Source organism: Pseudoalteromonas sp. BSi20495, assembly GCF_000241185.1.
In the GTDB taxonomy this organism is placed as follows: domain Bacteria; phylum Pseudomonadota; class Gammaproteobacteria; order Enterobacterales; family Alteromonadaceae; genus Pseudoalteromonas; species Pseudoalteromonas fuliginea.
In genome coordinates, this window is sequence record NZ_BADY01000133.1 from 1 (window position 1) to 11,466 (window position 11,466).

An 11,466-nucleotide genomic window follows, 5' to 3' on the forward strand; every position below is an offset into this window, starting at 1 on the left:
GATTTATGCAGGTTGGTATTATACCAACCTGTTTAGATATGAGGTCTATTTAACTCTATGCAGATTGGTACTACTCTTTAATAAAGGCCTCACCTTCAACCATCCATTTAGCAGCAGGTTTACCTTTTAAGTAATGATCAAAATACTGCATCATACGCACAGAAAAGTCGACCTGATTAGGAAACTTTTTCAAGTGATGCGGTTCACCTTCGTATTGTAAAAAGGTTGCATCTTTACCTGCACGACGAAGTGCTAAGTAGTACTGCACGCTTTCATGCCAAGGTACGGCATCATCTTTATCACCAGACATTATTAAAATAGGCGTATTCACTTTGTCTGCAAAAAACACCGGTGAGTTTTCTATGTACAGATCTGGTGCTTCAAATAAGTTTTTACCTATACGGCTTTGCCCTGTTTCGTATTGGAATTGACGAGCAAGACCCGATTTTAATCGAATGCCGCTATAAGCACTGGTCATGTTTGATACTGGTGCACCTGATACAACCGCTTTGAACATATCTGTTTGGGTTATCATAAACGCACTTTGATAACCTGCCCATGAGTGCCCTTGTAAGCCAATTTTGTTTTTATCAGCTATACCTAAATCAATAAGCTTTTGGGTGGCGTTTATCATGGTTTGCGTTGACGATTTACCCGGGTGACCTATTTCAAAGCGAATATCAGGTAAAAATACCGCATAACCGTTTGAGGTAAACATAGGAAAATTAGGGCGATGGTTTAATTCCATTTTTGGAAAGTCATACATACGCTGGCTCATGTAACGGTAAAAATACACAACCACAGGTACTTTATCGCCTTTTTTATAGCCCGCTGGTTTTATTAGTACGCCTTGTAAGTCTTCGCCATCAAAGCCTTTATAGCTTATTAGTTCTGGCTTTTCGCCCCACGCAAAATTACTAATTTCTGGGTTTAGGGTGGTCACTTGTTTTGGTGAATTAAAGCTAAAGTCTGTTTGGTAGTAATCAGGAAATTGGCTATAAGTTTGCGAGGTAAATAAGTACTTGTCAGCCTTTTTGGCTTTTTTAACCATATCAAAGCGTTTATTACCGCTAAGCACGTTAGTTATTGTATTAGTGGTTAAGTCGAGTTTTGCAACTTCGCTTTGTTTAGTTTGTAAATTAATAGCAGAGACAAGTAATGTATCGTCTTTTTTAAAGCCCACTTGGGTTTTATCAAGCTTAATAACACGGTACTGCGTATTGCTTTGCTTACCATTAGTTAGGCGTTTAGCTTGCTGCGTTTTTACGTCAAACGCCCAAATATCGTATTTACTGTAAGCAAGTATTTGGCTGCTATCGGTCATCCAGCCAGCAAAACCATAACCAGGCTGAGTAGACGGGTAGTCGTGTTTATCATCAGCAAAGGTTGCCTGAATCGCTTTTGTAAGCGGCGTTACTTTATTATTTTTTAAATCTTTTAGCTGTATTTGGCTATCGTTAAAATAAGCTGCAAATTCACCGTTTGGTGCAAGGCTTGGTCTAAACGGATAGTTACTAATAATGGGAGTTTGTTTACCGGTGTTTATATTTACTGCAAAGTAATCAGCAAAAAAACCGCCGTACATTATTTTTTCTAGGTAGGGGATGTTAGATGAGCCAAGTAAAGATACATCTCGCTGAGGGTTTAGTGCAACCTCAGGCATATTAGTGGTACTGAGCTGTACCACTTTTTGCGAGTTAACGTGATATACCGCGCTGTAATGGCGGTTTTTATTAACTTCGTTCCATTGCTGTTCTTCACGCGGTTTTATTTGCGCATCGTTGTTGTGCCATACATCTAAACCTTTATGTTCACGTATGGTATCAAAGTCGTACAATGAGGCTTCGTCGGTATATTCTTTGGCTTTTACTTTAGCTGCTAATTTTGGATGGTTTTCAAAATATAAGCGCTCGCCATTTTCTGACCATTTAAGGGATGCTGTTTTACCTAGGGTCCATGCTTTATTAGGTGAATCTATAGTTGCAAGCTTCTCGTTTTTATATAGCTGTAAAGTGTAGCTTCGACGGCGCGTGTCATCATTTACATAGTTACCCAATGTAAATGCTGCAATATTGTCAGTTGGGTGCCACGCTATTTTATTTGCGATTACGCCCGGTTCATCAATTAATACACTGCTATTAAAGTCACTTAGCTCAATTAACGCTATTTGGTTGTTATTACCGTCGCTGTAACTTTGACTCACTAATAGCTGGCTGTTAGCTGAGTTAATTGCGTAGCTAAATACGTTTTCTATTGTATGGCTGCGTTTATCAGATAAATTTACGATAACAAGTGGATAGCTCTTATCTTTTTTATCGGGCGTGATAGCGTTGTCTTCTTCGTTTTTAGCGCTATCGGTTTTATCTTCTACTTTTGCGTCATCGTCTTTTTTATTTAAACGATAAGCAAGCCACATACCATCATCAGATAACGTGTAATCTTTTACATCAGCAAAGCTTTGTTGAGCACCTGATTGTGTGTTTACGAGTACCAGATTGTTTTTAAGTGTGTCTTTTTTTTGGTTGTTTCTTTTTCAAGTAAGGTAGGTACTTGTGTAAAAGCGACCCAGTTAGCGGCCTTATTAATATGAGGCTTTGTACCGCGTTCTACTTCTGCGATGAGTGTATTGCTTTGTAGTGAGTAAACTTGGCCAGTTGCATTTCCTCGATACGGCGTTGCACTAAAAGTGAGTACTTGGCCATTGTCAGATAGTTGCGTGCTTTTAGCTGATTTAAAACTAAATACGTCTTTAAATTGTAGCGATTCTTTGGCGTGTATGCCGGTGCTAGTTAAGCTGGCAATGAGTGCCGTGCTTAATAAGGTGAGTTTTGTTTTCATTATTGATTCTCGTATTATGACATTGTTTCATTGTAACGAGTTTGGTTCATAATTCGAGCGGATCAGATAAATGGCAGCTATATACGATAAAACGACCCGTAGGTCGTTTTATCGTATTTAATTTATTAATTTAGCAAACATTACAGCCAAATTTTTTGTAGCTCAAGCCATTGTTTTTCAAATTGAGTACTTGGTTTAACTTTAAAGTCGCTACGTACAAACTGATTCATTTTTCCTTCAACGTAAGCAAGTAAAAAGTTTGCAAGCGTAAGCTCATCACTTTGAAAGTTTTTACCTTCACGAAGCTTTCTCTCACGAAGTACTTGTTTAAACTGAGTTTCTAGTTTTTCAAAAAAACTTTGTACACGCTCACGTAATCGCTCTTGTTCACCTTGCAGAGCATCGCCAGTTAGAATACGTGTAATACCTGGGTTTTTTTCAGCAAATGTGAGTAGCAGCAATAAAATATTATATATACGTGCTTGGCTTTCTTTTTCGTTTTCTAAAATAAGGTTAATGCGCGATAAAAGAGTATCTTCAATAAACTCAATTAAGCCCTCAAACATACGTGCTTTGCTCGGAAAGTGGCGATATAGCGCAGCTTCAGATACACCTACCTCAGCAGCTAGCTTAGCTGTAGTGATTCGTTGCCCTGGGCTGGTTTCTAGCATTTGTGCGAGTGCTTGCAGTATTTGCTCTTTGCGATTACTTCTTTTTGTCGCAGGCATGAACATTCCTTTTTATTAGTTATTCTTAGTGGCGCAGTTAAGAACCCTAGTCATTTTTTGTTCAAATGAATGGCGTATGTTAATGTTTTATTCAGTTTGTTTCCAGCCTTTTTATAGATGTTTGGCCAGCTGTTCGATCACCTTGCGGGCTATTTCTGTTTTACTTGTTGGTGGTAATTCTAGTTGTTCATTATGCCAGTACAGTGTTAAAGCATTATGATCGGAATTAAACCCTAAGCCACTTTTTGACACGTCATTAGCGCAAATCATATCTAGGTTTTTGTTTTTTAGTTTACCTTTAGCGTAGTTTTCTACGTTTTGTGTTTCAGCGGCAAACCCTACTGTATAAGGGCGGTTTTGCTTAAGATTAGCAACAGCAGCAATTACGTCAGGGTTTTTAGTTAAAGTCAGTGTGAGTTCGTCGCCTTGCTTTTTCATTTTTTGAGTCGCAATATTTGCAGCTCGGTAATCTGCAACAGCAGCACAGCCAATAAAAGCATCTGATTGTGGCGCGTAAGCAAGTGATTCAGTTAATAACTGCTCAGCGCTTTCTATATTAATAAGATTTGCGCCAGTAGGGGCTTTTATAGTTACAGGGCCTGAAATTAAGTTAACCTTTGCGCCAAGTAATAAAGCCGCTTCTGCAAGTGCGTAGCCCATCTTCCCTGAGCTGTGATTTGATATAAAACGCACCGGATCGAGTGGCTCTCGCGTTGGACCTGCTGTTATTGTAATTGTTTTGCCAACAAGCAGTTGTGGGTGCTCTTTTGTAATACATAGCTGGACAAGTTCATGTGGCTCTAGCATGCGTCCTGCGCCAACATCGCCACAAGCTTGCTCGCCTTTGCCTGGTCCCCAAATAAGTACGTTACGTGCCTTTAGCGTTGCCAAGTTAGCCTGTGTGGCTGCGTGGGCATACATTTGTTGATTCATTGCTGGCGCAACAGCTACTTTTGCAGGTGTCGCCAGTAGCAGCGTAGTTAGTAAATCATCAGCAATACCAGCGGCCATTTTGGCGATAATATTACACGTTGCAGGAGCAACTAAAATTAGATCAGCCCATTTTGCAAATTCAATATGGCCCATTGCAGCTTCGGCTGAAGGGTCTAATAATGAATCTGAGACAATTTCGCCGCTTACAGCTTGCATAGTCAATGGTGTAATAAAGTGCTTAGCGGATTCAGTCATGACTACTTTTACTTCACAACCAGAATCTTTTAATCGCCTTACTAGCTCAGCGCATTTATAAGCCGCAATACCACCGCTAATGCCAAGTACAATTTTTTTGTTCGTTAAAGTGATCATGGTTGTTTATCAGTCTTATTTAATATTGTGTCTAAAATAACAAATCTTTGCTTATTGAGCTAAGTTTTAATACTAAAATAACGGGCAAAATTTGAATTTTGCATTACATTTATAGAACACTTTTGCTCCTCAAGGATGAATAATGCAACTCACTGCACTACCTAATTCGCTTCGCCCTCGTGAAAAGCTCATTGAAAAAGGGGCCAAAGCATTAAGTGATGCAGAGCTTCTAGCTATATTTTTACGTACTGGGTTACCGGGTATGAATGTTATTGAGCTGGCTCAACATTTATTGAATGAAAATAAAACACTGCATAATTTATTTAACGCCAGTATTGAAGAGTTTTGCTCTCAAAAGGGGTTAGGAACTGCTAAGTATGTGCAGCTACAAGCTGTACTTGAGTTAAGTCAACGTTACATGCAGGAACGTTGCCAACGAGACGCCGTATTTAATTCGCCAAATTCAGTCTACGATTACCTGACAATTCAAATGCGTGGTTTGCAGCAAGAAGTGTTTATGGTGTTATATCTCGATAGTCAAAATCGTTTAGTTAAAGACGAAATACTTTTTTATGGCACAATTAATTCTGCCAGTGTTTATCCGCGTGAAGTGGTAAAGGCTGCGCTAAAGAATAATGCGGCTGCTGTTATTTTTGCCCATAATCACCCAAGTGGCATTGCAGAGCCAAGCCAAGCAGATAAACTCATCACTAATAAATTACAACAAGCGCTGCAATTGGTCGACATAAGTGTGCTCGATCACATCATTGTTGGCGGTGAAACTTGTGTTTCGTTTGCTGAGCGAGGCCTAATTTAGCTCCTTAGATAGATAAATGTGCTAAAAATGAGCTGTTTAATACGTTTTGGCAAATTAGTTTAATTTAAATGCAGTTTTTACTTTCCCTAAGGGCATTCGATCTTTATAATTGGCCGCTATCAAATTTACATATGAGCTGGTTGGATAGATCAGTATTTGATCTTTGCCTGTAAAAGCTGTATAAAGAGCGCCCTTCGATTTATCTCTAGGGCAGAAATACACGGCCTTAGATTAAATTAAGCTCGAGCGAAGTTATTGGAGATATATAGACATGTCTAAAGTATGTCAAGTTACAGGTAAGCGTCCAGCGGTTGGTAATCACCGTTCACACGCGAGAAACGCGACTAGACGTCGTTTCCTACCTAACCTACAAACACACCGTTTTTGGGTTGAAAGTGAAAAACGTTTTGTAACATTACGCACTACTACTAAAGGTATGCGTATTATCGATAAAAAAGGCATCGACACGGTTCTTACAGAAATCCGTGCTCGCGGCGTTAAAGTTTAAGGATCTGAATCATGCGCGATAAAATCCGTTTAGTTTCAACTGCCGGTACTGGTTTTTTCTACACTACTGACAAAAACAAACGTAACATGCCTGAGAAGATGGAAATCAAAAAGTTTGATCCAAAGATTCGTAAACATGTTCTTTTTAAAGAAGCTAAAATTAAGTAATTTTAGTTCTTCTTTTAGAATGTAAAAACCCAGCCTAGGCTGGGTTTTTTGTTTTTGTGGTTAAGTAATTTAATATTGGTTTGAATAATTAACTAACCTGAACTCTGCTTGAGATAGATTTATTATCCAGAGTTCAGGTTAACTACATAGCTTTAATTTCTTAATTATACCAATTTTCTGGGGTCTGTTGATCTTTGCGGATTAAAATTTGTTCAAACTAGGGGCTATTTAATCATGGCGCGAGATTTGTAACCTAGTGGGCTCGGTAACTGCTCCTGCGTTACTCTACTGGCTTACATCCATGTAAGAATAAGTAAAAACCGAGCAAAGCTTCCGCGTCCTGCTCACGCCCCTTACCTACATCCATGCAGGCAACAAAGAATAAATAGCCCCTAGGAAGAACCCTTTGGGCAGCGCCTGTTTGGTATTAATGCTACGTTATCGCCCATTTATGGGGAATAGCCACACTGCATAGGCTCTGCCTTGCCTAAATACCAAACAGAATGCTGCAAATTCAACCTTGAAAGAACAACATATCCTAATTAAGAGATCTACTTTGAGGTGAGAAAGCCGTGTTGATAACAAGGCAAAAATTTCGTTATTTAGTTGTCCTATATCAGAAATTTTTAACACAGTTAGCGTCAGATTTAATCCCCCAAATTGATTAAGTATTATTGCGGATTGGTATTACTCACCGTATTAAAAATGATTCATAGTCGACTGTATGGATGTAGGGGATAAAGTAAGGCACTGAGTAATTAGTGATAACAACTATAGTCATACTTCACCTTGTTATTGCGCAATTATCTTATCGTTAAATAAACCCATATAAGCAGATTGGCGTAATCCGAGTTGCTATAAATTGTTTTTAAATAAAAAAAGGCCAAGCTTTTCAGCTTGACCTTTGCTCTCAGGGAGTTGTTTCAATAAATTATGGCTGATATTGTCCGGTAAGAGTTAAGCCAGAGAATGTGCTGTAAGCGTTAACGCTTAAATGCCATGTTCCTGCTTGTGGGCTTGAGAATGTACATGTTTCAGCGTTACCATTTTTATATGGACGGCAGTCGTAACTTGATGCTGTTGGTTGGCTACCAAATTTAACAAATAAGTCAGCATCGCCAGTCCCACCTGATGTTGTTACGGTAAATGTAGACATACCGGCAGGTACATCTAGGGTGTAATGTTTCCATTGACCAGCATTAGCACTTACATCACTTACGGAGCCACCACCGGCTGCAGGTGGTGTTGTTGTCGTACCGCCACTTGCTGCAGCAACAGCGGCTGCTGCATCTACAATACCAGTACCACAGTTATTACATGAAGCTGGGAATGAACGCGTTGTCGATTTTAGAATATTTTCTATTTCATCAGGCGTAGCATTTGGTTTAGCTTGCTTAATAAGTGCTGCAACACCAGCAACATGAGGAGCTGCCATAGATGTACCTTGTGAAAAACCGTAGCTATCACTTGAAGGTGTTGACGAGCCTGTATTATAAGTTGATAGAACGCCTTCAGAGTCGTTTGCAAAACTTTGTGCGCCGCCAGGTGCTGCAACATCAATATTGCTACCGTAGTTTGAGTAATAAGCGCGACCGCCGTTGCGCCCAACCGATGCTACGTTTACTACACCGCTACAGTTACCTGGATTGTAGTTTGCTGAGTTGTCGTTATCGTTACCAGCTGCAATAACCACAACGGTACCATTGCTACGCGCTGTGTTAATCGCATTTTGCGTTGTAGAACTACATGAACCGCTGCCACCTAAACTCATGTTAATTACATCCGCAGGGTTTGAGTTTGCAGGAACGCCTGAAACACTTCCACCTGATGCCCAAATAATGCCGTCAGCAATGTCAGATGTTAAACCACCACACTTACCAAGCACACGAACAGGAACTACTTTTGCATTATAAGCAACGCCAGCAACACCTTCACCATTATTAGTGACAGCAGCAACTGTGCCGGCAACATGCGTACCATGCCAGCTAGAGTTTTGTGCACCGTTAGAACCACATTCATTTGCTGCAACTGCATCGCCAGGATCGCGAGCATCGCTATCACGACCACCGCCATCATTTGCTACCGACAAGTTAGAAATCATATCGTAACCAGGGAGAATATTTGCATTCAAATCAGCATGAGGACGGTAGCCTGTATCAAGCACCGCGACCACTACGCCACTACCTGTTGCTGTATCCCATGCTGCTGGCAAGTTTAGACCACCCGCTTGCTCGTAGTAATGCCATTGATCATCAAAGCGAGGATCATTAGGTGTCGAAAAAGGTTGCAACATTTGATCGACTTCAATGTATTCAACATTGCCAGAAGCAATAACGTCTTGCATAAACTCTTGCGCTTCGGCTGCATTTAGCTTCTTGTCTGCACGCATAACATGGTGATTATTAAGTGCCATTGCACGTACATATTTACCTTTTACCTTCCCTTTTTTAGACGAAAAGTTTTTAACAAAACGTTGAGCGCGTTGTTTCATATTTGATGAGTTAGCGCTCGCTGTTGAAAAAGTGGCTATTTCATTATTGTTATTTTTATATTTAATAATGAATTGGGTTTCAAAACCGCTTTGGATTTGTAGTTTTGCTGTGGTTTCAGCCATTGAAGGAGCAATTGCTTGAGCTGGATTTGCCATACTTGATGTTGCTGAAAAAAGCGTACTTACAGTTAAAGCTATAGCGCACTTTTGAAAAGTTTTTCTTGTTGTCATAATTTTTCCTAGATTTTATTAGTAATTTCGTGATTAATGCTCACGATGTAGGAACAAAAGTAAAGCATTTGTTAACAAAGTTAAAGTATTAATTTCGTTTTATGTATTTTGTTTGGTTATAACTAAGAACTTTAATGATTTTTTAATACTTTTGTCGTTGTTTTTAGGGTATTTCGTGCTTTTTATGATTTGTTAATATTATTGGTTGTTTTTCTGGTTTATTTTGTTGCGTTATTATTGATAATGATTGCGCGCTGTTTGTTGTTAAACTTTGCTATAATCGAAAAAAATTTTAACGAGATAAATAAATGACCCAAGTAGATGTAATAGTAATAGGTGCGGGAGCTGCAGGATTAATGTGTGCAGCGCAAGCAGGATACCGTGGCCGAAGCGTTACAGTACTTGATATGGGGAAAAAACCAGGTCGTAAAATTTTAATAAGTGGTGGTGGGCGTTGTAATTTTACAAATGAAAATGCAACCCCCGATAACTACTTATGCGCAAATGCTCATTTTGTTAAATCATGTTTAAGTCGCTATACACAGCATGACTTTATTGAGCTGGTGGACAGGCACGGATTAGCGTATCACCATAAAACACTAGGCCAGCTATTTTGCGATAACAATGCACAAGACATTGTTGATATTTTACTGACCGAATGTGAGTGGGCAGGGGTAAATATAAAACTACGCAATGAAGTGATCAGCGTATCAAAAACCGAAACCGGCTATAGCGTTACGACAGAGCAAGAAACCTTAAGCTGTGAGTCGCTAGTTATAGCATCAGGTGGCTTAACTATGCCAAAACTAGGGGCTACACCAATAGGTTATAAAATTGCAGAGCAGTTTGGCTTAAGCGTGTTACCAACTATGGCTGCACTTGTGCCGTTTACTTTGCATCAGCATGATAAAGAGCGTTTTGAAGGGCTCTCGGGAATTAGCATTCCATGTGAAGTTTCAAGCGAAGACGGCACCGTATTTAAAGAAAATATCCTCTTTACTCACCGAGGGTTATCGGGCCCAGCAATATTGCAAATAAGCTCATTTTGGCGAGCAGGGCAGGCTGTAACTATAAACCTATTACCTGAAATTGATTTAAGGCAGCAACTTGCTGATTGGCGAGAAACGCAAGCCCAAAAGTCGTTAAAAAACAGCCTTGCAACTATTTTACCTAAACGCTTTATAGAAATACTACACGAAAGCAAAGCGATACCAGATTGTAATATTAATCAGCTTACACATGCTCAAATAGATGAGTTAGTAAATTACATTCACGCTTGGCAAATTAAACCCAATGGCACAGAAGGCTATAGAACAGCAGAAGTAACATTGGGCGGTGTAGATACCGACGAGTTGAGCTCAAAAACCTTTGAAGCTAAAAAAGCTAAAGGCCTATACTTTATAGGCGAAGTAACTGACGTAACGGGTTGGTTAGGGGGCTACAATTTCCAGTATGCTTGGAGCTGTGGATTTGCTTGTGGGCAGTATGCTTAGATTGATTAGGAAGTATAGATAGTGGATATCCAAAACTATATCGTTATGGTGCAGTTTACTTAGAACTACTGAGGCAGTGAATAATTATCGCAGATAAATTGTTTACTTTGCAAACAAGTAAACTGTATTACTTTTAATTTTCACATGCGGTATTTAATGTTTAATAAATATAAAAATGTTGGAGTCTAGTTCCTACGCACTCCGTAGTTTTCAAAAACACCTACAAATTGTGAAGTTGAGTTTTAAAATTAAATTCAGACATATTATATTTTTTGATCAGAATCGAATAATAGTCAATGTTGTTACGTATACTCACAAGTGTATTTTTATTATTTAACCAATCCATGCCATTACTACTTAATTTTTAGTTAGTTCAAATTTTACAGTGCCATTTACATATGTCACTTTTTTAGAGTCAATGAGCGCCCACGAAACTCCAACAGCAAGAATTATGGCGCATATAGCAAGCGTCAAAACTAAAGGTTTGCTTTTACAAATTAATACCATTAGCTCTTTCATTTTTCTTGCTCCATTAGCCCAATTAAACTTTCGATCTTTAAACGAACATTCTCTAACTCTTTTTCTTTGGCATTTATATTATCTCTAAGCTCATTCGGGGTGCTATATACTTTATCAATTCTCTTTTTTATATATCTAGAAGCCCTGAAATCAAAACCATTTTCTTTTATTTCATTTAAACTTACTATTGAGTGAGGCAATAATGAATCAGGTGACTCCCTTTGACTTAACTTAAGAATATCCTGAGTATCTTGAGGCTCAATTTCATTTAGTCTTTTGTTTAAATCAATGAAAGTTACAGAAGATTTTTTAGTACTTTTTTCGATGACTAAGATGGCTGTATTAACTTTTGAGTAAGGTTCGAATGCT

At 39.0% G+C, this 11,466-nt stretch carries 8 protein-coding genes and 1 pseudogene; 4 read left to right on the forward strand and 5 right to left on the reverse strand.

Annotation, left to right across the window (positions count from 1 at the left end; translation table 11 throughout):
- Window positions 1-70: 70 nt before the first annotated feature.
- The 3 genes and pseudogenes from P20495_RS04700 to coaBC all read right to left on the reverse strand — a co-directional run bounded on the left by P20495_RS04700 (window position 71) and on the right by coaBC (window position 4,871).
- Window positions 71-2,838 (reverse strand): annotated as a pseudogene (locus P20495_RS04700) (prolyl oligopeptidase family serine peptidase).
- 140 nt (window positions 2,839-2,978) lie between these two features.
- Complete coding sequence (gene slmA, locus P20495_RS04690) at window positions 2,979-3,566, reverse strand: nucleoid occlusion factor SlmA (protein WP_007378613.1); 588 nt, start codon at window positions 3,564-3,566, stop codon at window positions 2,979-2,981.
- A 111-nt stretch (window positions 3,567-3,677) separates the two neighbouring features.
- Window positions 3,678-4,871 carry a bifunctional phosphopantothenoylcysteine decarboxylase/phosphopantothenate--cysteine ligase CoaBC gene (gene coaBC, locus P20495_RS04685; RefSeq protein WP_008138084.1) on the reverse strand — a complete coding sequence of 398 codons (1,194 nt, stop codon included), beginning with the start codon at window positions 4,869-4,871 and terminating at the stop codon, window positions 3,678-3,680.
- 142 nt (window positions 4,872-5,013) lie between these two features.
- Here coaBC and radC point away from each other — a divergent pair, with 142 nt between their 5' ends.
- The 3 genes from radC (at window position 5,014) to rpmG (ending at window position 6,363) form a co-directional block, all read left to right on the forward strand.
- Window positions 5,014-5,688, forward strand: a complete 675-nt coding sequence (gene radC, locus P20495_RS04680; RefSeq protein ID WP_007378615.1) for a DNA repair protein RadC — start codon at window positions 5,014-5,016, stop codon at window positions 5,686-5,688.
- 271 nt (window positions 5,689-5,959) lie between these two features.
- Window positions 5,960-6,196 (forward strand): 50S ribosomal protein L28, encoded by a 237-nt coding sequence (gene rpmB, locus P20495_RS04675; protein ID WP_004335549.1) that lies wholly within the window; start codon window positions 5,960-5,962, stop codon window positions 6,194-6,196.
- An 11-nt stretch (window positions 6,197-6,207) separates the two neighbouring features.
- Window positions 6,208-6,363 (forward strand): 50S ribosomal protein L33, encoded by a 156-nt coding sequence (gene rpmG / locus P20495_RS04670; protein WP_004335545.1) that lies wholly within the window; start codon window positions 6,208-6,210, stop codon window positions 6,361-6,363.
- 931 nt (window positions 6,364-7,294) lie between these two features.
- Here rpmG and P20495_RS04665 read toward each other — a convergent pair.
- A complete protein-coding gene (locus P20495_RS04665; RefSeq protein ID WP_008138088.1) occupies window positions 7,295-9,085 on the reverse strand; it encodes a S8 family peptidase in 1,791 nt (596 codons plus the stop codon).
- 308 nt (window positions 9,086-9,393) lie between these two features.
- Here P20495_RS04665 and P20495_RS04660 point away from each other — a divergent pair, with 308 nt between their 5' ends.
- Window positions 9,394-10,578 (forward strand): NAD(P)/FAD-dependent oxidoreductase, encoded by a 1,185-nt coding sequence (locus P20495_RS04660; protein ID WP_008138090.1) that lies wholly within the window; start codon window positions 9,394-9,396, stop codon window positions 10,576-10,578.
- A gap of 515 nt (window positions 10,579-11,093) precedes the next feature.
- Here P20495_RS04660 and P20495_RS20895 read toward each other — a convergent pair.
- Window positions 11,094-11,466, reverse strand: a 373-nt coding sequence (locus P20495_RS20895; protein WP_033016212.1) for an N-6 DNA methylase, incomplete at its 5' end; no start/stop codon positions are given.

Coding starts and splice junctions, on each gene's coding strand:
- rpmB (WP_004335549.1), top strand. CDS start 5,960: ATGTCTAAAGTATGTCAAGTTACAGGTAAGCGTCCAGCGGTTGGTAAT.
- P20495_RS04660 (WP_008138090.1), top strand. CDS start 9,394: ATGACCCAAGTAGATGTAATAGTAATAGGTGCGGGAGCTGCAGGATTA.
- P20495_RS04665 (WP_008138088.1), bottom strand. CDS start 9,085: ATGACAACAAGAAAAACTTTTCAAAAGTGCGCTATAGCTTTAACTGTA.
- rpmG (WP_004335545.1), top strand. CDS start 6,208: ATGCGCGATAAAATCCGTTTAGTTTCAACTGCCGGTACTGGTTTTTTC.
- coaBC (WP_008138084.1), bottom strand. CDS start 4,871: ATGATCACTTTAACGAACAAAAAAATTGTACTTGGCATTAGCGGTGGT.
- radC (WP_007378615.1), top strand. CDS start 5,014: ATGCAACTCACTGCACTACCTAATTCGCTTCGCCCTCGTGAAAAGCTC.
- slmA (WP_007378613.1), bottom strand. CDS start 3,566: ATGCCTGCGACAAAAAGAAGTAATCGCAAAGAGCAAATACTGCAAGCA.